General features: G+C 60.5%; 21 protein-coding genes, 1 tRNA gene and 1 pseudogene. 17 read left to right on the forward strand and 6 right to left on the reverse strand.

The features are described from left to right. Positions 1 to 61 precede the first annotated feature (61 nt). Positions 62 to 367 (forward strand): DUF6124 family protein, encoded by a 306-nt coding sequence (locus GJU48_RS13825; RefSeq protein WP_155296024.1) that lies wholly within the window; start codon positions 62 to 64, stop codon positions 365 to 367. 107 nt (positions 368 to 474) lie between these two features. Here GJU48_RS13825 and GJU48_RS13830 read toward each other — a convergent pair whose 3' ends face one another. Beyond that, the gene (locus GJU48_RS13830) at positions 475 to 1,974 is read right to left on the reverse strand and encodes a CoA-acylating methylmalonate-semialdehyde dehydrogenase (RefSeq protein WP_094951861.1); all 1,500 of its coding nucleotides are present in this window, start codon (positions 1,972 to 1,974) and stop codon (positions 475 to 477) included. A 109-nt stretch (positions 1,975 to 2,083) separates the two neighbouring features. Between GJU48_RS13830 and GJU48_RS13835 the strand changes: the two genes are divergently transcribed. The 13 genes from GJU48_RS13835 to GJU48_RS13895 all read left to right on the forward strand — a co-directional run bounded on the left by GJU48_RS13835 (position 2,084) and on the right by GJU48_RS13895 (position 19,055). Further along, complete coding sequence (locus tag GJU48_RS13835) at positions 2,084 to 3,025, forward strand: LysR family transcriptional regulator (protein ID WP_094951860.1); 942 nt, start codon at positions 2,084 to 2,086, stop codon at positions 3,023 to 3,025. A 399-nt stretch (positions 3,026 to 3,424) separates the two neighbouring features. Then, the gene (locus GJU48_RS13840) at positions 3,425 to 5,290 is read left to right on the forward strand and encodes a 3-dehydroquinate synthase (RefSeq protein WP_094951858.1); all 1,866 of its coding nucleotides are present in this window, start codon (positions 3,425 to 3,427) and stop codon (positions 5,288 to 5,290) included. A gap of 5 nt (positions 5,291 to 5,295) precedes the next feature. Next, positions 5,296 to 6,165: a UbiA family prenyltransferase gene (locus tag GJU48_RS13845; RefSeq protein WP_094951857.1), complete on the forward strand. Its 870-nt coding sequence runs from the start codon at positions 5,296 to 5,298 to the stop codon at positions 6,163 to 6,165. Next, entirely contained in the window at positions 6,162 to 6,845 is a 684-nt protein-coding gene (locus GJU48_RS13850) for an EboA domain-containing protein (protein WP_094951856.1), read from the forward strand. Before GJU48_RS13845 ends, GJU48_RS13850 begins: the two co-directional genes overlap by 4 nt. A 32-nt stretch (positions 6,846 to 6,877) precedes the next feature. Next, positions 6,878 to 7,762 carry a TatD family hydrolase gene (locus GJU48_RS13855; RefSeq protein WP_094951855.1) on the forward strand — a complete coding sequence of 295 codons (885 nt, stop codon included), beginning with the start codon at positions 6,878 to 6,880 and terminating at the stop codon, positions 7,760 to 7,762. Then, the gene (gene eboE, locus GJU48_RS13860; protein WP_094951854.1) at positions 7,759 to 8,973 is read left to right on the forward strand and encodes a metabolite traffic protein EboE; all 1,215 of its coding nucleotides are present in this window, start codon (positions 7,759 to 7,761) and stop codon (positions 8,971 to 8,973) included. Before GJU48_RS13855 ends, eboE begins: the two co-directional genes overlap by 4 nt. After that, positions 8,963 to 10,408, forward strand: a complete 1,446-nt coding sequence (locus tag GJU48_RS13865; RefSeq protein WP_094951853.1) for an alkaline phosphatase family protein — start codon at positions 8,963 to 8,965, stop codon at positions 10,406 to 10,408. The genes eboE and GJU48_RS13865 overlap by 11 nt, the downstream gene beginning before the upstream one ends. Further along, the gene (locus GJU48_RS13870; protein ID WP_094951852.1) at positions 10,378 to 11,520 is read left to right on the forward strand and encodes a hypothetical protein; all 1,143 of its coding nucleotides are present in this window, start codon (positions 10,378 to 10,380) and stop codon (positions 11,518 to 11,520) included. The genes GJU48_RS13865 and GJU48_RS13870 overlap by 31 nt, the downstream gene beginning before the upstream one ends. Positions 11,521 to 11,530: 10 nt before the next feature. Further along, entirely contained in the window at positions 11,531 to 13,894 is a 2,364-nt protein-coding gene (locus tag GJU48_RS13875; RefSeq protein ID WP_094951851.1) for a hypothetical protein, read from the forward strand. Positions 13,895 to 13,952: 58 nt separating this feature from the next. Beyond that, positions 13,953 to 14,876, forward strand: a complete 924-nt coding sequence (locus GJU48_RS13880) for a hypothetical protein (protein ID WP_094951850.1) — start codon at positions 13,953 to 13,955, stop codon at positions 14,874 to 14,876. An 18-nt stretch (positions 14,877 to 14,894) separates the two neighbouring features. Next, a complete protein-coding gene (locus tag GJU48_RS13885; protein ID WP_094951849.1) occupies positions 14,895 to 16,181 on the forward strand; it encodes a hypothetical protein in 1,287 nt (428 codons plus the stop codon). Between the two features lie 3 nt (positions 16,182 to 16,184). Continuing rightward, the gene (locus tag GJU48_RS13890) at positions 16,185 to 17,993 is read left to right on the forward strand and encodes a hypothetical protein (protein ID WP_094951848.1); all 1,809 of its coding nucleotides are present in this window, start codon (positions 16,185 to 16,187) and stop codon (positions 17,991 to 17,993) included. 12 nt (positions 17,994 to 18,005) lie between these two features. Next, positions 18,006 to 19,055 carry a hypothetical protein gene (locus GJU48_RS13895; RefSeq protein ID WP_094951847.1) on the forward strand — a complete coding sequence of 350 codons (1,050 nt, stop codon included), beginning with the start codon at positions 18,006 to 18,008 and terminating at the stop codon, positions 19,053 to 19,055. A gap of 2 nt (positions 19,056 to 19,057) precedes the next feature. On the opposite strand, the gene GJU48_RS13900 is transcribed toward GJU48_RS13895, so the two are convergent. From GJU48_RS13900 to GJU48_RS13915, 4 genes are all read right to left on the reverse strand, one after another. Further along, a complete protein-coding gene (locus tag GJU48_RS13900; RefSeq protein ID WP_094951846.1) occupies positions 19,058 to 19,354 on the reverse strand; it encodes a putative quinol monooxygenase in 297 nt (98 codons plus the stop codon). Between the two features lie 1,176 nt (positions 19,355 to 20,530). Next, positions 20,531 to 20,728 (reverse strand): hypothetical protein, encoded by a 198-nt coding sequence (locus GJU48_RS13905; RefSeq protein ID WP_094951838.1) that lies wholly within the window; start codon positions 20,726 to 20,728, stop codon positions 20,531 to 20,533. Positions 20,729 to 20,849: 121 nt separating this feature from the next. Continuing rightward, positions 20,850 to 21,083 (reverse strand): hypothetical protein, encoded by a 234-nt coding sequence (locus GJU48_RS13910; protein WP_094951842.1) that lies wholly within the window; start codon positions 21,081 to 21,083, stop codon positions 20,850 to 20,852. Positions 21,084 to 21,225: 142 nt separating this feature from the next. After that, positions 21,226 to 21,459 carry a hypothetical protein gene (locus tag GJU48_RS13915; protein WP_256671150.1) on the reverse strand — a complete coding sequence of 78 codons (234 nt, stop codon included), beginning with the start codon at positions 21,457 to 21,459 and terminating at the stop codon, positions 21,226 to 21,228. 296 nt (positions 21,460 to 21,755) lie between these two features. Here GJU48_RS13915 and GJU48_RS13920 point away from each other — a divergent pair, with 296 nt between their 5' ends. After that, the gene (locus tag GJU48_RS13920) at positions 21,756 to 22,187 is read left to right on the forward strand and encodes a hypothetical protein (protein ID WP_094951837.1); all 432 of its coding nucleotides are present in this window, start codon (positions 21,756 to 21,758) and stop codon (positions 22,185 to 22,187) included. Positions 22,188 to 22,437: 250 nt separating this feature from the next. Continuing rightward, positions 22,438 to 23,335 (forward strand): annotated as a pseudogene (locus GJU48_RS13925) (tyrosine-type recombinase/integrase); the annotation flags it as partial. 103 nt (positions 23,336 to 23,438) lie between these two features. Here the strand turns inward: GJU48_RS13925 and GJU48_RS13930 are convergent. Continuing rightward, positions 23,439 to 23,529, reverse strand: a tRNA-Ser gene (locus tag GJU48_RS13930). 152 nt (positions 23,530 to 23,681) lie between these two features. Between GJU48_RS13930 and GJU48_RS13935 the strand changes: the two genes are divergently transcribed. Next, positions 23,682 to 24,353: a Bax inhibitor-1/YccA family protein gene (locus GJU48_RS13935; protein ID WP_094952285.1), complete on the forward strand. Its 672-nt coding sequence runs from the start codon at positions 23,682 to 23,684 to the stop codon at positions 24,351 to 24,353. The last annotated feature ends 52 nt before the right edge of the window (positions 24,354 to 24,405 follow it).

Genomic DNA, 24,405 nt, shown 5'->3' on the forward strand with positions numbered 1-24,405 from the left:
ACAGCCGCCACCCAACGTTTAGTCGCGACGGGTGTCAGCTCCAACCATGTGGAGTTACACCATGAAAAAAGTCGTCCCCGATCCACCCCGCAACACCATTAAAGACCGCGCCGCCTTCAACCGCGCCATCGACCATTACCTGCCGACCCAAGGTGTTCAAATCGAAGACCTGAGCTTCGAAGACGCCCTGCTCTACACTTCCAGCTTGCTCGACAGCGCTTCGGCCACGACACTCAACTGCAGTGAGCAACTGCCTAACCCCGAGCGGGCGAAGATTCTGGCGGTGTGGCATTTGCTGGAAATGGCCAAGACCACAAGGGCGGAACCATACGAAGCCGTTACCGCAGCAACGGATATGTACTCATAGCTACCTAAAAACCCGTCATCGGCCTAGCACGACACAAGAAGTTGCGTAGATACCTATGCCCATCGCAGGCAAGCCCGCTCCCACCGTTGACCTACAGTGTTCCGATGTTACTTAGACACGGGCATCGCAAACTCCGCGCCCTGCTCAATACTCTCCGACCAACGCTGCATGATCGACTTCTGCTTGGTGTAGAAGCGCACGCCTTCAGTGCCGTAGGCATGCATGTCACCAAACAAGCTCTTCTTCCAGCCACCAAAACCGTGCCAGGCCATCGGTACCGGGATCGGCACGTTGATGCCGACCATGCCCACTTCGATACGCCGTGCAAACTCGCGGGCAATATTACCGTCGCGGGTAAAACAGCTGACACCGTTGCCGAATTCGTGGTCGTTGACCAACTTGATCGCCTCGGCGAAGTCATCCACGCGCACGCAGGCCAGTACCGGGCCGAAGATTTCTTCGCGGTAGATGCTCATGTCTTTCGTCACGTGATCGAACAAGGTAGCGCCGAGCCAGAAGCCGTTTTCCAGGCCCGGTTCGGTGGGCACATAGTCACGCCCATCGAGCAGCAATTGCCCGCCGGCTTGCACGCCTTGTTCGATGTAGCCGCTGATGCGCTCCAGTGCCGCGCGCGAAACGATCGGGCCCATCTCGGCCTTTAAATCGCGGCCGTCGGTGATGCGCAGTAGCTTGGCACGCTCGGTCAGGGCAGCGATGACTTTGTCGCCCACATCGCCCACCAGCACCGCCACCGAGATCGCCATGCAGCGCTCGCCGGCACTGCCGTAAGCCGCGCCCATCAGCGCATCAACGGTTTTTTCGATGTCCGCATCGGGCATCACCACCATGTGGTTTTTCGCGCCGCCCAGGCCTTGCACACGCTTGCCGTTGCGGGCGCCGGTTTCATAGATGTATTGCGCAATCGGCGTAGAGCCGACAAAGCTCACGGCCTTGACGTCCGGGTGTTCGATCAGTGCATCCACCGCTTCCTTGTCGCCCTGCACCACGTTGAACACGCCTTTGGGCAAGCCGGCTTCGCGCAGCAGCTCGGCCATGAACAGCGAGGCGCTCGGGTCCGTCGGGCTTGGCTTGAGGATGAAGGTGTTGCCCGCGGCGATGGCGATCGGGTACATCCACATCGGTACCATCACCGGGAAGTTGAACGGCGTCACGCCGGCAACCACACCCAGTGGCTGGCGCATCGTCCAGTTGTCCATGCCCCGCGAAACCTGGTCGGAATGTTCGCCCTTGAGCAGGTTCGGAATGCCGCACGCGAATTCGAGAATGTCGATGCCCCGGTCGACTTCGCCCTGGGCGTCGGTGAACACCTTGCCGTGTTCGGCGACGATGATGCGCGCCAGGTCGTCCTTGCGTTCGCGCAACAGGTGCAGGTACTCGAACAGCACCCGGGCACGGCGGATCGGCGGCGTGTCGGCCCAGCCGGCAAACGCGGCTTGGGCGGCGGCGACGGCTTCGCCCACGGTCTGGCGGCTGGCCAACGCGACACGGCCGGTCACCTCGCCAGTGGCCGGGTTGTAGACGTCCTGATAGCGATCATCGCGGGAAACGCGCTGGTCGTTGATGTAGTGCTCGAGGGTGATGCTCATGGCAGTTGATCCCAGGTCGGTAACGTTGGAGCCCACGATAGGCTTTCGGTTTGTTCCAAACCAGAGCAGAATCCAGAACTTATTGTCCTTATAAGCGAACAATAGAATCATGGAAAAGGCTGAGATCGAGGGGCTCTGGACGCATATTCACTGGCTGTCAGTGCTGGAGGAGCAAGGCACCTACACCGCCGCCGCCGCGCGCCTGGGCGTGAGCAAATCCGCGGTCAGCCAGCGTATCTCGGACCTGGAAAAGGCCACAGGTACACGGCTGGTCACCCGTACCACACGTAGCGTGCGGCTGACCGATGCGGGGCAGTCATTGACCCGCGAAGTGCGTAGCGCCTATGAACACATCGCCCGCAGCTTCTCCTCGGTGCGCGACTCTGCCGGGGAGATTCGCGGCCTGGTCCGCCTCACCGCACCGGTAGCGTTTGCCCGACAACAATTGGTGCCGCACCTGTCCGAATTCTTGCAGCGCTATCCCCAGGTGCGCATCCAGCTGGACGTGTCGGACGCCCTGAGTTCGCTGGCCGCCGAAGGCTACGACCTGGCGGTGCGACACGGCTTCCAGGTGCCGGAAACCCATGTGGCGTGGAAACTGTGCGACACCGGCTCGGTGCTGGTCGCCACGCGGGCCTACCTGCAACAGCACGGCGAGCCGCGTGAACCCAGCGATCTCAGCACGCATAACTGCCTGTACTACCCACGGGGCACCGACCAGCCGGCGTGGACCTTCGAACGCGGCGGCAAAAAAGTCGAGCGCATCACCGTGCCCATCGCCGGCAGCTTTTCCACCAACAACAGCGAAGCCCTGCGTGACTCGGCGCTCAACCACCTGGGCATCGCCCTGCTCCCGGATTTCAGCGCGCATGCCGCGCTGGCCAGTGGCACGTTGGTGCAGGTGCTCAAGGGCTGGACGCTCAAAGGCGCGTTTGCCGATGAGATTTACTTGATTCGGCCGTACTCCCCGCATGTGCCGAAGTCAGTGACTGCGTTGGTGGGGTTTCTCAAGGACAAGCTATCCGGTGGTTTTCGCTTCGTGGGCAATTGAAGTCTGCACCCAGCATGGTCATCGTTTCTCCACACAACCTCACGGGAAACTCCATAGCCAGCGGCAATAATCTACATAACGAACCTAGCGACTTATTGATTAAGTTTTTACTGGCAAGGGCCACGAACAACGGCTTATTGACGCGCGGAAAAAGTCCATACAACTAATTGTAAACACTGAATAAACACCGCCTGGCTGCGCCTCCTAAAACGCCAGTTTCAAACACATCCCTTCGCAAACTTGCAAAACAACCACAACCGGCTAAGTTCATGAATACCGTGAAAGCCATCAGCCATTACGTATACAACCCGCCCTTCAGGCCAGGGGTTCTATTGCTCTAAAAACAGCGCTTAACAGTGACACGGAACTTAAGTCTTAACTCTCAAAAGGGATGCTTTGATGAAGCGCAGCCGGTGGTATCGTGCGTTTTCGAAAAAGGGGCCAGCCGCGCATTTTTGGCTGTCGTTGATGGGCTTTTCTGTGCTGGTGATTGCCAGCTTCCTGTTGTTTGAACAACAGATCCAAGCGTTCCTGACTCACCTCAACCTGTACCAACCCTCGACACCTGCCCAAGCATTCAACCTGGCACTGCTGCTGATCGCCCTGCTCGCCCTCGACGTGGTGCTGCCGGTGCCGTCGAGCATGGTCGCGCTGCTGGCGGTGGCCGTACTCGGCAGCCTCGGGGGTTACCTGGTGATTTTTATCGGGCTGTGCCTGGGCGCCGGGTTGGGTTATGCGCTGGGGGCCGGTTATTTTCGGTTGCTGTCCGGCCGCCTTGGGCTGCATCAGCGCCAGCCTGGGCAGTTGGCGTATCGGCTGGGTACGTTGTCGTTGATCTGCCTGCGCGGTGTGCCGGTGTTGGCGGAAACGTCGGTAGTGGCCGCCGGGATGCAGCGTTATCCGCTGCGCGCGTTTTTGCTGATTACCACGTTGGCGAATGCGGGGCTGGCGCTGGCCTACACCGCCATTGGCACGTTGCTGATCGAGCAGCACGCGCTGCTGGTCACCCTCCTCGCCAGCATGGTGTTGCCGCTGGCGTTTGTGGCCGGTTACAGCCTGTTCAAGCGCAAGCCCAGTGTGGATCAGCCCCTGCGCGGGCGGTTCGAGGTCCGTTACGACTACCCGGTGATCTTCACCGACCACCTGTTCGACCCGCTCAACCCGTGCCTGCATCAGCAACTCACTCACCCACACAACGGGCCGGTGAAGGTGATGGTGTTTGCCGATGAGCAACTGCTGCACAGCGCGCCTCAGTTGTTGGCACAGATCGACGCCTACTTCGCCGCCCATGCCGACCTGCACGTGCACGCCGCGCCCATCGCCGTGCCGGCCGGTGAGCTGAGCAAAAACGCGCAAGTGCTGGAGCAGCTCTACACCGACATGCTGCAACACGGCCTGGACCGGCACTGCTACGTGCTGGCCCTAGGCGGCGGCGCGGTGCTGGATGCGGTGGGCTACGCCTGCGCCACCTTCCACCGCGGCATTCGCCTGATCCGAATTCCCAGCACCGTGCTGGCCCAGAACGACGCCGGCATTGGCGTAAAAAACGGCATCAATGCCTTCGGCCAGAAAAACCTGCTGGGCGCCTTCTACCCCGCCACGGCGGTGATCAATGACTTCCAGTTGCTCACCAGCCTGACCCGCCGCGACCAGATCGCCGGGCTGGCCGAGGCGGTCAAGGTGGCGCTGATCAAGGACCAGGCATTTTTCGAGTGGATGGAGCAGCACGCCGACGCCCTCGCCCGCTTCGATCACCCCGCCAGCCGCTACGCGATTCGCCGCTGCGCCGAGCTGCACCTGGCGCACATCACCGGTGCCGGCGACCCGTTCGAACGCGGTAACGGTCGGCCGCTGGATTACGGGCACTGGGCCGCGCACAAACTGGAAAACCTCAGCCACCACCGGCTGCGCCATGGCGAAGCGGTCGCGGTGGGCATGGCGTTGGATGGGTTGTATGCCAATGCATTGGGGCTGCTCGGCGATACCGACACTGAGCGGGTGATGAACCTGTTGTGCACGTTGGGCTTCAACCTGTGCCCGCCGGAGCTGAGTTTGATCGATGCACAGGGCCGCTCGCCGCTGCTGCTAGGCCTGGAGGAGTTCCGCCAGCACTTGGGTGGGCAACTGTCGATCCCGATGCTCAACCGCATCGGCCAGTCGGTGGACCTGCATGAAATCGACAGCGCGAAGATGCAGGCGGCGCTGCAACGGCTGGCGTCGCGCAGTGTTGCGCCGCTGCCACTGGGTGAGGGTTACGCACAATGAGCCCGATGAAAACCTGGATGACCCTCGGCCGGGTTTCCAACCTGCCCACGGTGTGGACCAACACCCTGGCCGCCGCCCTGCTCGCCAGCAGTGCCGGCGCGCTGGCGCCGCCGTCGTCGCAGGTGTGGGTGCTGCTGTTGATCACGCTGTCGTTGCTGTACCTGGCCGGCATGCTGTTGAACGACTGGCTCGATGCTGATTGGGACCAGCAACATCACAACCCGCGCCCGATCACCCTGGGTTTGGCCAGCCGCCAGCAAGTCGGCCTGGCCACCGCACTGTTGCTGATCCTTGCCGCCGCGGCGGTGCTGGGCTTGAGCCGCTTGATCGACCAGCCGCATTGGCTGCTTGGCGGCGTGGTGCTGCTGGTCGGCTGCATCGTCGGCTACAACCTGCTGCACAAGAAATACGCCCACAGCGTGTGGCTGATGGGCGCCTGCCGCTCGGCGCTGTACCTCACGGCGGCGGCCAGCCTGGCGGTGCCGCCGGAGCCAATCTGGCTGTGCGCGATTCTGCTCGGTGTGTACATCAGCGGCCTGACCTACCTGGCGCGCCAGGAACACCGCAACCAGTTGATCAGCCGCCTGCCGTTGCTGCTGATGCTCAGCCCGCTGGCCCTGGCGTTCTACTCCAACAACCTGTGGTTCTGGCCGGTGCTGCTGCTGTGGTTGGCCTGGCTGGGCTGGCATTACTGGAAGCACCTGGCCCACCCGCAGCACAGAAACGTCCGCGCGTTTATCGGCGCGGGCCTGGCCGCCTTGCCGTTGTTCGATGCACTGGTGCTGGCGGTAGCCAACCAGCTGTTGGGCAGCCTGTTGTGTGTGTTGGTGTTTTTTCTGCTCCCCCACTTTCAGCGTTGGATCAAGCCGACATGAACATACGCCAGGATGGCCTCACCGAACGCCAACAAACCCTGAGCCAGCAACTGGAAGCCACCGAACTGCAAGGGTGGCAAGCGGCGCAGGCACAGCTTGCCCAGCAACCCAGCGCCACCACAGCGGCGCTGTTGAGCGGCCAGTGCAAGCGTTACCTGCCGGCACCTTCGGTGAAATTAGCGCGCGGGTTGCTGCTGGCCCAGGCACTCGAACACACCGAGGCTGCCGAGCAGTTGCCGCTGCTGCGCCAGCTGTTCCTGTGGGGCGACGATCAGGAAAAAATCGCTCTGCTTAGCGCCCTCGACTGGCTCGACAGCGACGGCGAGTGCCTGGAACTGGCCTTGCAGGCCGGGCGCACCAGCAACCCGCAGGTGTTTGCCGCCCTCGCCCTCGACACGGCCTACCCGTCACGCCACTACTCGGAGCGCGCCTTTCACCAACTGGTGCTCAAGGCACTCGGCATGGGCCTCGACGTGGGGCGCCTGGTCGGCCTCACGCAACGCCACGGCGTCACGCTTAATCAGTTGGCCCTCGACCTGCTCGACGAACAACTCGCCGCCGAACGAACCGTGTCCCCCGGGCTGCCCCGGGTGATTGCCTTCGAGCTGCTCAGCCCGGCGCAACAGCAGCGCCTGCGCGGCTTGCGTTTGCCGGTGCAATGGCACGCCTACCTGAACTGACGCACATCGCCTTCCCTTGACGAGGATTCACCATGCTCAAGTACTTTGATCCGCATATTCACATGGTCAGCCGCACCACCGACGACTACCAGAACATGGCGGCCGCCGGCATCACCGGCGTCATCGAACCGGCGTTCTGGCAGGGCCAGGCGCGTACCAGCGTCGGCAGTTTTGTCGACTACTTCGACACGCTGCTGGGCTGGGAACGCTTTCGCGCGAGCATGTTCGGCATCCACCATTTCTGCACCATCGGCCTGAACCCCAAAGAAGCGAATGACCTGTCGATCGCCAATGAAGTGCTGGAGATTCTGCCGCGCTACCTGGTGAAAGAAGGCGTGGTCGCGGTTGGCGAAATCGGCTACGACGACATCACCCCTGAAGAAGATCGCTTTCTTGCCGCGCAGCTTGAGCTTGCGAAGCAATTCAACCTGCCGGTGCTGGTGCACACGCCACACCGCGACAAGATCGGCGGCACCAAACGCACCCTGGCGGTGATCCGCGACGTGGGGATCGGCGAGCACCTGGTGATCATCGACCACCTCAACGAACTGACCTTGCCGCTGGTGCTCGACAGCGAGTGCTGGCGCGGCCATTCCATCTACCCCAACACCAAGATGTCGGAGCAGCGCATGGTCGCCTTGCTCAAGGAATACGGCACCGAAAAAATGGTGGTCAACAGCGCCGCCGACTGGGGCATCAGCGACCCACTGAAAGTGCCCAAGACCGGCCAGGCGATGTTGGCAGCGGGCTTTACTGAAGCCCAGGTGGAACAGGTGCTGTTCCACAACCCGGTGGACTTTTTTGCCCAGAGCGGCCAGTTGGACAAGGCCTTGGTCAGCACGCCACTGCCCATCGACCAGCGCAAGCAATGGCAGGAAAACTCGGCCCTGCGCGGCCAGGACCCGGTGGTCAAATGAGTGCCGCCAGCAGCTGGACGGCCGCCCAGGTCGGGTATTGCAGCAACGTGCACCCGGCCCGTGACCTGGCCGGGTTACGCGCCTCCATCAAGCAGCACTTTCAAGGCGTGCGCAGCCTGCGCGGGCTAGAGGAACAGGACAGCGGCCTGTGGATTTGCGCTCACGCGGCGGCGCAACTACAGCAGGATTCGGCGCGTGTGCAGTTCCTGGCATTGCTCCAGCACAGCGGCCTGCGCCTGACGTCACTGAACGGTTTCCCCTATGGTGAATTCCATCAGGGCGCGGTGAAAGCCGACGTCTACCTGCCCAACTGGGCCGACCCGCAACGGCTAGCCTACAGCCTGGACCTGGCGCGCATCCTCGCTCACGCCTTGCCTCCCGACTGCCGCCAAGGGGTGATTTCCAGCGTACCGCTGGGCTATGCCGCCACCTGGAACGAGGCCTTGCAGGCACGCGCCGATGAGCACCTGAGCCAACTCACCGCCGCGCTCGCCCGCCTGCATTGGGAAACCGGCAAGAAAATCGTGTTCTGCCTGGAGATGGAACCGGACTGCGTGCTGGAGACTACCGAGCAGGCCATCGCGTTCTTCCAGCGCCGGCAAGCCATGGACCCGAACCATGCCTACCTGGCGCTGTGTTTTGATGTGTGCCACCAGGCGGTGATGTTTGAAGACTGCTACCAGTCGCTGGACCGGCTGCGTGAGGCCGGGGTGCCGGTGGGCAAGGTCCAGCTGTCCAACGCGCTGATTTGCCGCCTGCCGTCTGACGATGAACAGCGCCGCGAACACGTGCTCAAGACCCTGAGCAGCTTTGCCGAAATCACCTACTTGCACCAAGTGAAGGCGCTCGACGCACAGGGCCGCCGAGTGGCTTGGCCGGACCTGCCCGCCGCCCTGACGCATTGCGCCGGGTTCAACGAACTGCGCATCCATTTCCACATTCCACTGTTCAGCGAACACCTGTTGTTGCCCGAACTCAGCGGCAGCCAAGTGGCGCTGGCGCAGACCTTCGACTACCTGGCGGCCCATGGCGATTTCCGCCCGGTGCTGGAGGTGGAAACCTACAGTTGGGGCGTGCTGCCCTTTGAGCTGCGGCCCGCCACCGAGCCTGCGCAATTGCAAGGCATTGCCGCCGAACTGCGCTGGGTCGAAGAACAACTGCGCCAGCGCAACCTGTTGCACGTGCAGAAGGTATACGCCGATGCCCTCTGAACAACCGCTGTTGCTGATCAATGTGGTCGGGCTGACGCCGTCGCTGTTGGGTGAAGCGACGCCGCACATCAATGCCCTGCTCAAGACCGCCCAGATGGCCACCCTGCAACCGGTGTTCCCCGCCGTCACCTCGACCGTGCAGGCCTCGATCCTCACCGGCGCGCCGCCGTCGCAACATGGGATTGTCGGCAATGGCTGGTACTTTCGCGACCAGGCTGAAGTGCGTTTCTGGCTGCAACCCAACGCGCTGATCCAGGGCGAAAAAGTCTGGCACACGCTCAAGCGTGAGATCCCGGGTTTTCGCTGCAGCCAGTTGTTCTGGTGGTACAACATGTACGCCGACGTGGACGCCGCGATCACCCCGCGTCCGCATTACCCGGCCGATGGGCGCAAGCAGTTCGGCTTGTATTCGTCGCCGCCCGGGCTCCATGAGCAGATCGAGGCGCAGATTGGCGAGTTCCCTTTCCATGGCTTCTGGGGCCCGGCGGCGGGCATTGCCTCGAGCCGCTGGATCGTCGATTGCGCGATGGCCGAGTTCCAGCTCAATCGCCCTCACCTGCAATTGATTTACTTGCCCCATCTGGACTACAGCTTGCAGCGCGTGGGGCCTGAACATCCGTCGATTGCCGATGAAGTGCGCGCCATCGACGCCGAGGTGGGCCGCTTGCTGAGCTTTGCCGAGGCGCAGGGCGCGGCGGTGATGCTGCTCTCCGAATACGGCATCGAAGCGGTCGAGCAATCGGTGTCGATCAACCGCGTGCTGCGCGCCGAAGGCCTGTTGCAAGTGCGCCAATCCTTGAGCTGGGAGTTGCTCGACCCTGGCGCCAGCGCGGCGTTTGCGGTGGCCGATCATCAGGTCGCGCATGTGTATGTGAAGCAGGCGCAGGACATTCCCCGCGTCAAAGCCTTGCTGCAGCGCCAGCCGGGTATCGAGCAGGTGCTGGACCAAACCGAGCAACGCACCTGGCAGTTGGACCACCCACGCAGCGGCGAGTTGGTGGCCGTGGCCGCGGCGGGTTACTGGTTTGATTACTACTACTGGCTGGACGCGCGCAAGGCGCCGGATTTTGCGCGCACCGTGGACATCCACCGCAAGCCCGGCTACGACCCGGTCGAGCTATTTATCGACCCGGCGATTCGCTTCCCTAAACTGAAAGTCGCGCGCCGCCTGCTGCAAAAAAAGCTCGGCTTTCGCTACTACATGGACCTGATCCCGCTGGACACCCGCCTCGTGCGGGGCAGCCACGGCCGCCTGCCCAGCAGCGCGCAGACCGGCCCGCTGCTGATCACCAATTGTGATCTGGCGTTACCGCAGCACCTTGCGGCGACGGCAGTGAAGCAACTGCTCCTGGAACATTTCCTGGGGCGCCCACACCTGGAACTGGCCAATGCCAAGGAGCTTCCATGCGGCGAGCCTTATCTATCACTGTCTTGAGTGCACTGGCCGGACTGGCCCAGGCCCAAGGCGCAAACACGCCCTTCGACTGCACGGGTTTCTTGCAGTTTGGTGGCGACATCGACAAGACCCGGTCGACCTTCACCCAGAGCCCCGAAACCCTGGCCTGGAACTGGTTTGCCTGCCTCAACCAACCCGCTGCGGCACAAAGCCCTGACTTGGTCTGGGAAACCATGAAGCCGTCGGATCAGGTCTACCTGGCCAACGGCGCGCAACCCCTGCCCTACGCCCAGCGCGTGCCCGTGCCACCCGCGGTGCTGACGCAAGCCCAGGCGATGGGCATGAACGCCAACCGCATGTTCCATAACCTCAATGCCACGCAACAGGTGGACGGGCTGATCCTGGAAATGGGCGGGCAAGTGCCGCAAGCCCAGCAAGGCCAGGCGGTGCGCTTCCAGCTGCTGATGGGGCCGGACACCTTCAACTACATCGTGCAGCAGAAGGTCTACAACGTGAATGGCCAGGCCGCGTTGACCAGCGACCTGAACTTCCCCTCCACCGCGTGGGAACTGAAGGCCGCCTGGCTGTGGATCGGCAACAACCCGACCTATCAGCAGCAACTGGCCAACGACGGCTACTACATCGCCCAGACCTACTACCAGCAAGGCAGTGAGTACGTGGTCGGGTATGCCGCGTTGAGCGGCTTGCACGTGATCAACAAACTGAACCCCGACTGGGTGTGGACCACCTTCGAAAACCGCAACAACGGCAAGTACACCGTGACCAACGCGATCCCGCCCACGCCGATGACCAACAGCACCGGGCCGACCACGGCGGCGCAACCGGTCAATGTCAGTTTTCAGGCGAGTTACCCGACGCTGGCGCAATACGAGCTGATCGGCGTGCAGTCCAATACCACGCCCACCTTGCTCGCCAACTCCCAGTTGGAATCGGCGTTCCAGAGCATGTCTTCGTGCTTCGCGTGCCACAGCACCGCCGCGTACTCGTCGACTAAGGGCTACTTCAATTTCGCCCTCAAACAACAGGGCGGCATCGTCTACCCCACCGCCGAACTGCCGGCCTCCGACTTTGTCGGCTATCACAAACTGGACTTTGTCTGGTCGCTCAAACGCGCCCAGTGGCAACGCTAAGGAGCCTCACATGAGCGTATTGAATTTCCCGCGTATCTACCTCGGCGGCCATATGTTCTGGAACCCGCCGACCGCCAACAATAACGACATGTACCCGCTCTACGATGCGGTGAAAATGCAGATGAACTGGCGGTTTCTGGAAGCCTTCAAGATCACGCCGCTGAACGCCGCCAGCAACCTGCTGCCGTGGACCATCGCGCCATTGGCCCCGGCCGCCGTACCCGACTACGTGATGCAGGTGCCGGGCAATGCCGGGCAGTTGGCGTCCCCCATGATCCCCGGCGAATGGAACCTGTTCGGCGACAACGCCTGCGGCACCGTGAGCTACAACCAGACCCAGTCGGTGATCACGGGCGGCGAGTTGCCCGACGGCGGTTATGTGAGCCAGGACCCGCTGATCAACCAAAGTTATCAGCTGCTCGGCAACCCGTTTGGCGGCGCGCCGAATTCCCCGGCGCGCTTTGTCGACGTGAGCCCGTGGCAGAACACCTTTACCGCGCTGTACTTCGACAAGTTGGTACTGGGCAATGCCGAGTGCGGCCTGACGCTCAACCGCGAGCACCGCATGCTCGACCGGTTCCTCAACTTCAACTGGGCCAACCTCGGCGGCCTGGCGTACGTGACCACCACCTGGCAGACCTGCTTCCCGAAAGAAAACCTGGCATGGGTGATCGGCAACTCGGCCTTGCTGCAAAATCTGCAGGCGCAGATGGCGCAACAGAATGCCAAGGGCCTGATGTTCCGTTTTACCACCTACCTGACCTGTTACGACAAGAACGGTATCTTCAATAACTACCCGCCCATCGACACCCACAGCTCCACGCCCGAAGCCCAGGCCAAGGTGCAAGCCATGTATCAACAGGCGCTGGATAACGCCGGTGACATTTTTTTCAACCCGGCCTATAGCCGCACCGTAGGCAGCCTGGGGCTGTGGTTTGAGGATGAGTTCCCCACCGCGCCAGCGGGCCGGCGCCTGGTGCCAGCACAAAAGGTGCCCATCTACAAAACCTCACCGGGTACCACCAGCCAGGTCCAACTGGGCGTGATCTCGGCCCAGGCCCATGGCACGACCTTGTCGCTGGACCTGGGCAACGCGTTCCCGTTCTACCCCGTCGACAGCAAGGCCGAGATCCCCGTTGCCGCCAAGTACCAGGCCGGCAACTACCAGATTGGCATCCGCCAAGGCACGCAATTCAGCCCGTTGGCAAGCTTTGGCTATGACGACTACCAGCAGTTGGCGTTCGACAAACGCGCCGGCATCCTCGACCTGCCGCTGACCGTCCAAGCTCAGGCGCAGCTGCAAACTGGCAGCCTGGAATTGCAACAACCAGGTACCACGCCAATCATCGCCGCGACCCAGCAGATGTGGACCGCCGAGGTGGTAGAGAGCGCCAGTTTTATTGACGTGGGCGACACCAAGACACTGCAAATCATGGTGCAACACGACGGCCAGCCCGCACCGGCCGGCACCACGTTATGGGTGGCGGAATACGGCAATGCCTACATGCTGTGCACCACCGATTACTACCTGGCGTTCAGCAACGCGGCGGACTTTTCGCTGTTCAACAACGACCCGCAGAACCCGGCCAACAACAGCCCCTGCCTGCCGCAGTTTAGCGGGGCGAAGACCCTGCTCGGCCAGATCACCGAAGGCACCGGTCGTCAGCTCATGGCAACCCGGCTCGCGGTGTCAGCCGATCAGACGACGCCGGTGACCTATCAGCAATTCCTGCAAACACCGGCCGCAGTCGCCTTAAGCCCGACGCTTAAGTTCGTCAACCCGATTGCCCTGCAAGGCACGCTGCAAGACCCGCTGAACAGCAACGTGCAATACAGCGTGACCAAGATTCAGACCGATGCCAATGGCATCGCCAACCTGACCGTCACGGCCCAGGCGCCGGGCTTTCCGACCTTGCGTTTCTTTGTGCAGGAAGGTGAGCAGGCGCCGGTGATTCCGTTCAGTTTCCCACTCAACCAGGCCTTTACCGACTTCCTCGCACCGCTGCGCGTGCTGCCGCTGGAACCGCAGATGCAGCAGGACTTCGTCAACGCCTGGAACCTGATCTATCAGCGTGAGGACGCCGGCCAGCTGATCTGGGAGACCTTCATCTACCCGTTCATCTTGCAGCCGTTCTATTACCTGTACCCGATCATGAGCAAGTACATGCCGCTCAATAACCTGACGCGCATCGAGGGCGCCGTCGACCAACTGATCGTGCTGATCAGCAAGCAATATCAGGAGGAAAGCACCCTGGCCATGCCCATCACACGCGACATGCCGCAAAGCCGGCGCGCCGTGCTGGAACTGTGGGCACAGGCGCTGGTGAAGCGTAACTACCCGCCCGTGCAGCTGAGCATGAGCGACTACACGTAAGCCTCACACAGGACCACTGGGTGACGCGCCTGTCGCCCGGTTTTCAAAGGAGTGTTGTATGAACGCCAGCCTCTTGAGCCGACTGTTACTGTTGTTACTGTTGCTGAGCCCCGTTGCGTTTGCCGAGGACGACAGCGGCGCCGTGTACTTCACCAATGGGGTGCACAACAGCGAAGGCTGTAATGCACAGAACGGCAACTGCATCGCCAAACGCGCGCCCAGCGACCCATCCGATCCGTTTTTCCCGGCGCAATGGATCAGCGATTGGACGATGTACCGGGTGATGAACAACTACCAGAACAACCCACCGCCTTACAGCAGCCCACCCTCCACGCTCAAACCTGCGGACTACACCGTCTCGCGCGGGACCAGCTACTACGACAGCACCTACATCCCAGCCGACGGCGACGGTTTCGGCGCGATGATGGAGCACTACGAGAAGTACTGCCTGCCGATCTTCCCGATCAAGAACAACAACTACAGCTGCTCGTTCGTGTCCCTGGGCAACAAGGCGTACTTCCTGACCTACCCGCAGGACCGCCCGAAAGACATGCCGGCCTGCTGCATGTTTTCACCGATGAACCATCCGCCGCGCCAGGACTTTATCGAGCACCTGCCCTACAGCGCCGAACGCAGCAAAAACCTGGGTGGCAGTGTGCAGGCCTATGCCTTGGACCTGATCTCGCCGGCGGGACCGATTTTGTTCGGGTATGCGTTTAACAAGCAGCAGACGGGCAAACCGCCCTACCGCCTGCCCCAGTCGTTCTTCTTTTCCGGGGACGTGAGCGTCGCAAATGCGCCCATCGTGAGCCAGAACTACACGAACTTTCGCATCGCCAAACCCGACCCGGCGCAGACCTGGGCGCAAGTGATCGCCATGTGCCCGTCGAACCCGCCGCCGTGCCAATTGTTCGAGCCGCCGGCGTCCCAGAGCAACGGGCATAAGGCCCAGTGGAACCAGCTCATGCAGCGCAAACCCTGAACACAAGGACGTATCGCCATGAAAACACTCGTGAGTGTGATGCTACTCGGGCTGGTCAGCCTGTCGGCCCAGGCGCGGGAAGCGCCTCAGCCGTTGACGCTGGCCACGCAATTCAACTGCCAGCCACCCAGCAGCGCGCCGGCGGCCACCGCCAGCCAGGATCAGTTCGATCAATACAGCTGGCAGCTGTTTATCGCCTTAAACTGGCCGGCACAGGACGGGCAACGTGGCACGCCCAACTGCAGCAAACAGCCCGGCGATTCGGGCTATACCGTGTGGCAGACCTACAAGACGGTCAGCGAAATCTTCCTGCCGGGCGCTGCCAACCCAGGGCCGTGGAACAGCCCGCTGACCGCCCGAAGCCTGGGCATCATCAACATCGCGGCGCTGAAGAACAGCTCGCTGGTCAACTCCATCGACCAGGCGGTGGGTGGCTGGCTGATCGACCAGGCGGGCAACCCGACCTATTACGATATTTCGGCCAACCAGGCGTCCTACAACTACATCGTCAGCAATAACTTCTACAACGCGAATGTGGTGTCCAAAGCCAACACCATCAACTTCCCCAATGGGGTCATCGAGGTCAAATCCAGCTGGCGCATTCTGACCGCCCGGGACAATGCCAGCCATTACCTGACGCAGTTTGCCCGCGTGGCGCGGTTCAACAGCCAGGGGCAGCGCATTGGTGTCGGCGAGGCGTATTTGGGGTTGGTGGGCTTGCACATCATCACCAAGGTCAATGGTTACCCGCAGTGGATCTGGTCGACCTTCGAGCAGGTCGAAAACGTGCCGCCCAAAGCCAAGGTGAACGGCCAGTGGGTTGACCAACCGGTAGCCGGTACCGCCTATTCCTACTTCAACGCCGCCGCCCCCGCCGCCGCACTCAACCAGTCGCCGTGCAACTGGCAAACCCAGGGCACGCAACTGGTCTGCGTGCCCAAACCCGGCACCTCGTTCCAGACGCCCAACCCACTGAACCGCGTGACGCCGATTGCCGACGCCACCGCTTGGGTGAACAACAACTACCGCACCCACCCCGGGCTGCAACGCAGCGTGTTGAAGTACTACCAGTTAATCACCACCCAGCGCCCGTTGATGCCGAACAACCCGAGCAACCCGCTGGGGCAGCCGACCCCGGCGCTGTCGGCCAATGTGACCATGGAGAGTTATATCCAGCCCAACAGCAGTTGCATGAACTGCCACTCGATGGCGACGCCGGTGAAGAGCCCGTTCAAGTCCGACTTCTCCTACCTGTTCAAATTCGCCAACCCGCCTCTCACCCCTCAAGCCACGGACAAGGAATAGACCATGAGCATCCTCAATGGACCACGACTGAATTTCTGGGGCGGCATCCGCACGGACGTGAGCTTGCCAAACAACTCGCCGACCATTCCTTTCAATGGCGATGATGAATGGCCGCTCTTCGACCTGACCACATCAACCCTGGCGCCCGGCGCGCAGTCGTACACCGACGACCAGTTAAACAACATGATCAACGCACCCACCGGCAACTACTACACCGCCGGCGGCTGGAACCACTACGGCCAGCATGTGGTGGACATGCAGAACGCCTTGATCAGCTCCCAAGGCAGCCCCGGCAACATCAGCACCACGGGCGATCAGGTCGGCCAGCCGGTGTACCTGCTTGGCTCGGTGGACCCGGCGACCGGCCAAGGCCCCGTGTCCGGCCCGATGATGGTCGACCTGGACCCCAGCGCCTCGACCACCACGCAGATCTTTGTCGGCGGCCTGCAAATCGGCAGCGGCGAGAATATCCAGCTGCTGATTCGCTGCAATGCGGTGTGCAGCAGTTTCGACGTGACCGGCCGCGTACTCGAGCCGGCGAAGATGGATGCACCGGGCTCGTTCCACGCCAGCGGCACGTTCCAGCTGACGTTTCCGCTGAGCAGCATCGTCAGTTGGAACAAGAACAGCAGTGGCCTCAAGGCGATCATCCAGGCGCCGGGGGCGACGGGTATTGTCCTGCGTTTCGTGATGTTCGAGATGTGCCCGCAGATGACCACCGCGCAACTCGATGCGGATTATGCCGCCGGTAAATACACGCCGAACCCGAGTATCGGCCGGGTCATCGGCACACTGGCGCCGGCCTTTGCTGGCGAGCCGCTGAGCTGCCAGCCGGGGCGGCAATTGGTCAATGCGTCCACGGGCAACGCGGCCTACGCGGCGCTGGGCACTAACGGTTTGCTGAGCCTGGACATGGTCAACGTGATTCCCAAGCAAACCTTCCGTGCCGTGCGCGACGACATCACCAGCCCCATCGGGCCAAATGCGAACTATGGACCGGTGACGATTTCAGCTGGGGCCACCGCGCTGATAACCCTCAACCCGACCGCCAGCCCGTTGGTCAATTACTACGTGTACGGCGGCATCATCGACGTGCCCCTGAATGCCAGCCAGCAACAAGCGGTCAAGACCACGCCGCTACAGATCACCGGCCCTAACCCGGTGGCGGGTAAGACGCTTAGCGCGAGCGAATCCATCTACCGGGTGTATGCCGACCAGCGCAACCTGTACCTGGAGGATTACCCTAATGGCCTGACGATCAATTTGCAGGTGCGCTACTTGGGCGGGCCGGTGCCGAAAGCCACCACGGTCAGCCTGGGCGCCAGCGCGCCTGGGGTCTACGACCAGAAGCAATACATCGACTTCCTCAACTTCCCGAGTTCGCTGACGGTGAGTGCCGGCCAGCAGGCCGTGAGTTTTCCCGTCACGCTTAAACCCGGCAGCGCCGCCCAGGCGGGGTTTGTGGCGCTGACCTGCACGGCCAATGGCGTGGACAACGGTGCGTTCTTCACCAACTTTCGCAAGTACGCGCAGACCGACTTCGGCATCGCCAAGGGCAGCATCATCACCTGGCAGCAGGTGTACCCGAACGTGCTGCGTTTTCACTACCTGGCCTTCCCCGCCATGTCGCGCTACGTGCCGCTGAACCAGCCCGACGCGATCATGGCGGCGAAAAACGCCATCCTCGCGCGCACCTCGGATGCCTACAAAGGCACCACGCTGTTCATGCCGGTGGTGCGCTCGATGTCCCCCGCCCAGCGTGCACTGCTGCGTGCGTATCTCACCGGCAGCCCGTGGCAGCCGCCGCAATAGGAGGCAAACCCGATGACCCTTCATATCCCAGCTCAACCCATTGAAGCCCTGCGCCCGAGCACCTTTGTCGCTGAAGGTTTGCTCAACCCTCGCGGCGTGTGCCTGCAAGCCGATGGCAGCCTGTTGTTGGCCGAAGCCGGCTCAGGTTCAGCGGACCAGCCGTTTAGCGGCCGCATCACCCGGCTGCAACCCGACCCGCAGCAGCCTGGCGCCTACCTGCCCGGCGAAGTCGTCGCCCAGGGTTTTCGCAGCATGAACATGCAGGCGCGCATGCTGCGCGATGAAATCATGGGCGTGTCGGACATTGCTTGCGGTGACGGTCGCTGCCTGGCCAGCCAGACCGATTACATCGGCGGCTCCAGGCTGCTCGACTTGCAATACAGCCCGCCCGAACCGGTGTTCCACAGCCGGGGCAACCTGAATGCGCTGTGCTACCACCCAACACGGCGCAGCTGGCTGGCCGTCAAGCCCGATACCAACCAACTGGTGGAGTTTTGCAGTGGCGAGGACGAACACGTACTGGCGCAACTGCCCGCGCTGGACCAAGGCCAGGAAGCGGTGCCCGTTACTCTGGTGTATGAACCGCAAACAGACGCGGTGCTGATCAGCCTGTTCTCCGGTGAACTGCACGGCGACCCGGCCCGCAAAGGCATCGACTTTGCCGACTACGCCGGGCAGGTGATTCGAGCCCACCCGGCAGGCGGGCAGATCGAGGTGGTGATACGCGGCCTGCAACTGCCCACCGGGCTGGCGCTGTGCCCGCAGGGCAAGCTGCTGGTGCTGGAGTTGTGCAGCCACCTGCAACAACCGTTGCCGCCAAACTGGAACGGCGAGCCGCTGCATGGCGGCTTCACCCGGTTTGCCGGGCGACTGTTGCGGTGCAACCTGCAAAACGGCCAAGTTGAAGTGCTCGCGCGCGGCTTGGATACACCGTCCAACTTATGTGTGGTGCAGGGTGCTGTGTTGGTGAGTGAAGGCATGGGGCTGGCGGGCCGGCAGGTCCCGGCACCCGATCACACGCTGGCATCGTTGACTGGCCGGTTGCGCCGGGTGCAGTTGTGAACCTACACCGCCGCCTCTAACAGCAAAACGGTCGCAGGCACAGCACGAAAAGATGGAGTGTGCTTGGCCGCTTCCAGCATATGCGCGGCCAGGTGGTGGGCGTCCAACGCGGCTTTGGAGGCCCACTTTTCGATCAACACGAAGCTGTCGTTATTGCCGACAACCGGGTGTAAATCGTATTGCAAACAGCCATGCTCGGCCCTGACCTGGGGCGCCAGCTTTTCAAACGCGGCCAGCTGCTGCGACCCTTTGCCGGGCTGGGTATGGATAATGACGACAAGCCGCACTTCATCTGACATGAACACACCACCGCAGAGGTTGGATAAGGAACACGCACAGTACGTGAGCAGGCTGCCGGGTTGCAAAAAAGCCTACCCGGCGTGCGTATTTCACGCGGTTTTCACAGGCAGGCGCCTAGGCTCAACTCAGCTCCTAAGTGAACACCTTTAAGCCCGCGCCCCCATCGTGGGCTTTTCTTTGTCTGCATGGCGATCCACCTTGCCGGCGGCCGGGCTCAATACCGACCGCTGACGTCAGTGCATGAAGGCTTACGCGGAGCGACGCCTAGGCTCAACTCAGCTCCTAAGTGAACACCTTTAAGCCCGCGCCCCCATCGTGGGCTTTTCTTTGTCTGCATGGCGATCCACCTTGCCGGCGGCCGGGCTCAATACCGACCGCTGACGTCAGTGCATGAAGGCTTACGCGGAGCGACCTCTGTTACGACTTTGTTGTTTTTTAACGCCCTTCCCGATCTTTCGCTCGTATTGGTGGTGAATGAACCAGACGACCAAAAGCAGGCCTGCCAAGCCAAAAATGAGTAGCAACAGCTCTATTGCGGGACCTTCGTGTGAAAACATCTTTCGTTCCTCGTCCTGAAGTCGCACAACCCAAAACAGGCCGCACCCGAAATTATTCGTAACAATTCAAACATTTTCAGGTTAGCGGCCAAAGTCATAGGTGGCAACCCTGGATTGCGTTGGAACTGTTGATCTAGAGGGGTTGCTTGTTGAAACGCGTGGGTCACATTCAGCTCAGGCACCCAGGGCACGCCCTTGGGCAACGGCGATTTGGACGACTTCACCCTGACCTTTCCGGCTATTTTCGTGAATGGCGAAAAAGTGCCCATGGCGCCCATTCACTTCAAGAAACGTGAAGCGCGTTATGCACCGGTTTTTAATTACTGAGATGGCGCTATCCTTTGGTCCAAAGGCCAAGACACCGCCACCATAAAAAGACCGAAGAATGACCCCATTTGCGTTTTACGAAGGGGAAATCAGAACCGTAACGGGGTTAGCATTGCCGTTGATAGCTTGGTTTTTGAATTTCTTGCCAAGCTCGCGTACAGACATTTTTTCACCTATTGCGGTTACCGCGTCTGAATTCTTTCAACATGTGCAAATTCCTTTTGTTGAATCGCCCTTTCCATGGGCAATAAAAAACCCGACTCAGGGCCGGGTTCGTCGATCTAAAAATCATCAGTTGTCTGGATGCTCACTCGCCACTGAATCGGCAGCGTCCACGTCCGACATATCCTCCTCGAGGGAGGGATCGTCATTCTGAGGCGGCCGGATCTCGCGCTCATCCCGACGAGGATCGTGACCCGCTTCGTTGTCCGTGCCGCGTGTCACTTCCTGTTGCGAAATGTTGCCTGGGGCATTCTTATCAATATCCATGCTGACTCTCCGTTCAGGCGCTCGGAATATCCGCGCTTAATCAGGGTAGTCGGCAGGTCACAGCGAGCGCCGAACACTGGACCGGAAAAAACCCCGCTCTAGGCGGGGCTTAATGAAAACTTTAATCGTTTGAGGTTTGAGGGACTGGGGCCTCGTCGATGCTAATGCAGTGCTCAATGTCCGTTATTTTCCGCAGCGCAAGCTCGGCCGTTGAATAAGCCCCGAACATTCGCCCCTGATAAAAAACAACCCACGCAAACTGAATATCCGCGTTGCCAGCCTGCCCTACAACCAACTTCTTGAACCGTTCCGCCAAGTCGTCGACATGCATCTGTGCCATGCCACGCAAAACCATGACGCTCTCCCAGTTTATAGTCGGAAGCTCTATTTTCGGCTTTGCACACACTGAGCGCAATAAAAAGCCCGGCACATTAGCCGGGCCTTTTCAATGCCAACCCCTGACGCGCAAGATCGACAGGATGGATAAATCTTCACTCTCACTCATGCAATGGCTCTTTGCTAAGCCACACAACTTCGATTAATCCCTCTGCGTCGAGCAGCTCCTGAGCTGCAGTCAGCGCTTCATACACCTGGTCATCCGGTGCTTTGTGGATCGTCGAGCGCCACCGGTACCGGGTGGATTCCGGTTTGCCGTCGTTATCCCAATTGGTGATGTCGTACCAGCGAGACACCTGGCGGTCGAACATCAAGTTGCCGGTGTTGGTGATCATGACGGCAGCCTCGCAATCAGCTCGATCTCAAGCCGCTTCAGCTCGCCATCCAGATCGATATGGTCTTTCTCGTTGAACTTGTTTCTGCCCTTTCACACTTGGGCTCCTCTGGTCATCCCAGTTCCTGGTAAACCCGCTTAACCCGCCCTCCGCAGCCGACCCCATCACGGCATATCTTGTTACAACCATTTGCCTGTAGGCTCCGCCCGCAAAGAACTTCAAACTTTTGCTCTAGTCCTAATGCTGGGCGTGCTTTAAACCGTGAGCGCCTGCTGACAACCCATAGAGGTTCAAAAATGAAAATTACACTACCCGCCCTAGTTCTGGGTGTCCTCATTTCGCAAGGAGCGATGGCAGCCGGAGATGGCACAGCCGCTCTTGGAGGCGGCGTTGGTGGTGCACTTGGCAATATCGTAGGTCAACAGCTCGGCGGCTCAACGGGCGCGGCGGTAGGCGCCGGCGTAGGTGGTGCTGCCGGCAGTGCTGTCGGCGCTCAGAGAGGCAACAGAGCTGAAGCCGCATTAGGTGGCGGTATCGGCTCGGCTGGTGGCTCGCTCATTGGTAACCGCCTCGGCGGCACAACTGGCTCGACTATCGGTGCAGGTCTCGGCGGCGCTGCGGGTGGTGCCCTAGGAAACAACCTGGCGGACGATGAGAGCAGTCATCGATCTGATGGTAAGAAGCACAAAGGAAACAACAAGCATAAACACAAGAACAAGCATCGTTAGGTTCTGACACTGTCACATCGAAGCCCGGCTCTGCGCCGGGCTTCTTGTTTCTGACAAGCGCCCTGCTCTGCTATGGTGGCCCTTCTGATCGCAATGGAAGCATCGAAGAATGAATTCATGGAAGACCCTGGCAATCGCCGTCATGGTGCTGAGCAGCACTCAGGCCATTGCAGCAGAAAACAACAATCCGTTCCAAGGCGCGCTCATGATCACCACCATCGTGCCCGCAGTGATCACCTCAGCGCCCAACATCCCCCTTGGTAAGGACCTGGACAAAGCTCGACTCAAATGGGCAGAACTGGAGGCCAAAGATAAACCTGGTGATCTGACAATCATGAAGGGCATCTTTGACCGCTATGTTCGAGATGTCATTCCGAAAAAGGGTGCTCGGACACAGACCGACAACCTGGCAGAGCTCAAACAACTCAGGCCGACGTTCGATAGCGCTCCCATTGACTCGATCACGCCAGCCAACATCGCAGGCTATCGCGATGCACGAACGGCCAAGGTTCGAGCCAATAGGGAGATCGCTCTTCTGTCACATGTGTTCAATATGGCTCGCGAGTGGGGGCTCACCGAACGGGAGAACCCTTGCCAAGGCGTAAGGAAAAATAAAGAAGTTCCACGCGACTACTACGCCAATGCGGTGGTTTGGGATGCGGTTTACGGTATGGCAGAGCCTGAACTAAAGGAAGCCATGGACCTTGGCTACTTAACCGGCCAGCGGCCAGCTGACGTGATCATCATGCGCAGGCGGGCAACAGTCCTGGCGACGCAGGGCAAGACTGGGCTGAAGCTCAGGATCTTAATGCGCACTGACGCCGGGGAAAACAGCCTGGGTAAACTTATAAGGGAGATTTCAGAAAGGAATGCACACCACTCTTCCAAGTACCTATTTATCAACAAACATGGAAAGAGAATGACGAAGGGCATGTTGCGCTTGCGCTGGGACAAGGCAAGGGAGAAGGCCCGAAGCAATCGACCAGGGGACCCATGCTGCGCAAATGCGGGTTTCATTCGGATATCGCCTAAAGCGCGTCGGAAATCGTCGACATTGGCGATGCGAGCTTGCTGCTCGGCCATAGTAAACAGGAGATCACAAAGCGGGTTACCGGAAGATTGGCGCGACCGCCAAGCCCACCAAATAGGCAAAGTTTCGGAACCCTATGGAACGCCTGCGGAAACCGGTGACGAATCCCCGTACCTCAGAAACGCAAAAGCCCCGCAATAGCGAGGCTTTCGTGTAAATCTTGGCGGGAAACCAGGGATTCGAACCCTGGGAACGCTATTAACGTTCGCCGGTTTTCAAGACCGGTGCATTCAACCACTCTGCCAATTTCCCTTTTGCATCACAGGATTATAGTAGCCCATCCCGTGTCAGCGGGCGCCATAATACCCGAATGAAACACACTGTCAAACTCTTGCCATCGTTTGTTACAGAGCGTCTGTTATGATCCTTGCGACTGAATGTTTCAAAACTGAAGGAGTGTCGCCATGCGCGAACAGAATTACGCAGTGAATGGTAACGCGCAGGCTGAGCAGCTTGAAGTCAGCCGCGTGTTGCGCAACACCTACGGCTTGCTCGCCCTTACCCTCGCGTTCAGCGGCGTAATGGCGTATGTAGCGCAGCAAATGCGCGTGGGCTACCCGAATATTTTTGTCGTGCTGATCGGCTTCTACGGTCTGTTTTTCCTGACCAACAAGCTGCGTGACTCGGCCTGGGGCTTGGTGTCGGCGTTTGCCTTGACCGGTTTCATGGGCTTTATCCTCGGCCCGATCCTTAACCGTTACCTCGGCATGGCCGGCGGCGCGGAAGTGGTCAGCTCGGCGTTTGCCATGACTGCCCTGGTGTTTGGTGGTCTGTCGGCCTACGTGCTGATCAGCCGCAAGGACATGAGTTTCCTGGGTGGTTTCATCACCGCAGGCTTCTTCGTGCTGCTGGCAGCCGTTGTAGCGGGCATGTTCTTCCAGATCAGCGGCCTGCAGTTGGCGATCAGCGCCGGTTTCGTGCTGTTCTCCTCCGCGTGCATCTTGTTCCAGACCAGCGCCATCATCCACGGCGGTGAGCGTAACTACATCATGGCGACCATCAGCCTGTATGTGTCGATCTACAACCTGTTTATCAGCCTGTTGCAGATCTTCGGCATCATGAGCCGTGATGACTGATTACTAGCGGCATAAAAAAGGCCCCGCATCGAAAGATGCGGGGCCTTTTTGT

It is taken from the genome of Pseudomonas sp. IB20, from assembly GCF_009707325.1.
Lineage (GTDB): Bacteria > Pseudomonadota > Gammaproteobacteria > Pseudomonadales > Pseudomonadaceae > Aquipseudomonas.

Coding starts and splice junctions, on each gene's coding strand:
- GJU48_RS13825 (WP_155296024.1), top strand. CDS start 62: ATGAAAAAAGTCGTCCCCGATCCACCCCGCAACACCATTAAAGACCGC.
- GJU48_RS13830 (WP_094951861.1), bottom strand. CDS start 1,974: ATGAGCATCACCCTCGAGCACTACATCAACGACCAGCGCGTTTCCCGC.
- GJU48_RS13835 (WP_094951860.1), top strand. CDS start 2,084: ATGGAAAAGGCTGAGATCGAGGGGCTCTGGACGCATATTCACTGGCTG.
- GJU48_RS13840 (WP_094951858.1), top strand. CDS start 3,425: ATGAAGCGCAGCCGGTGGTATCGTGCGTTTTCGAAAAAGGGGCCAGCC.
- GJU48_RS13845 (WP_094951857.1), top strand. CDS start 5,296: ATGAAAACCTGGATGACCCTCGGCCGGGTTTCCAACCTGCCCACGGTG.
- GJU48_RS13850 (WP_094951856.1), top strand. CDS start 6,162: ATGAACATACGCCAGGATGGCCTCACCGAACGCCAACAAACCCTGAGC.
- GJU48_RS13855 (WP_094951855.1), top strand. CDS start 6,878: ATGCTCAAGTACTTTGATCCGCATATTCACATGGTCAGCCGCACCACC.
- eboE (WP_094951854.1), top strand. CDS start 7,759: ATGAGTGCCGCCAGCAGCTGGACGGCCGCCCAGGTCGGGTATTGCAGC.
- GJU48_RS13865 (WP_094951853.1), top strand. CDS start 8,963: ATGCCCTCTGAACAACCGCTGTTGCTGATCAATGTGGTCGGGCTGACG.
- GJU48_RS13870 (WP_094951852.1), top strand. CDS start 10,378: ATGCGGCGAGCCTTATCTATCACTGTCTTGAGTGCACTGGCCGGACTG.
- GJU48_RS13875 (WP_094951851.1), top strand. CDS start 11,531: ATGAGCGTATTGAATTTCCCGCGTATCTACCTCGGCGGCCATATGTTC.
- GJU48_RS13880 (WP_094951850.1), top strand. CDS start 13,953: ATGAACGCCAGCCTCTTGAGCCGACTGTTACTGTTGTTACTGTTGCTG.
- GJU48_RS13885 (WP_094951849.1), top strand. CDS start 14,895: ATGAAAACACTCGTGAGTGTGATGCTACTCGGGCTGGTCAGCCTGTCG.
- GJU48_RS13890 (WP_094951848.1), top strand. CDS start 16,185: ATGAGCATCCTCAATGGACCACGACTGAATTTCTGGGGCGGCATCCGC.
- GJU48_RS13895 (WP_094951847.1), top strand. CDS start 18,006: ATGACCCTTCATATCCCAGCTCAACCCATTGAAGCCCTGCGCCCGAGC.
- GJU48_RS13900 (WP_094951846.1), bottom strand. CDS start 19,354: ATGTCAGATGAAGTGCGGCTTGTCGTCATTATCCATACCCAGCCCGGC.
- GJU48_RS13905 (WP_094951838.1), bottom strand. CDS start 20,728: ATGGATATTGATAAGAATGCCCCAGGCAACATTTCGCAACAGGAAGTG.
- GJU48_RS13910 (WP_094951842.1), bottom strand. CDS start 21,083: ATGGTTTTGCGTGGCATGGCACAGATGCATGTCGACGACTTGGCGGAA.
- GJU48_RS13915 (WP_256671150.1), bottom strand. CDS start 21,459: ATGATCACCAACACCGGCAACTTGATGTTCGACCGCCAGGTGTCTCGC.
- GJU48_RS13920 (WP_094951837.1), top strand. CDS start 21,756: ATGAAAATTACACTACCCGCCCTAGTTCTGGGTGTCCTCATTTCGCAA.
- GJU48_RS13935 (WP_094952285.1), top strand. CDS start 23,682: ATGCGCGAACAGAATTACGCAGTGAATGGTAACGCGCAGGCTGAGCAG.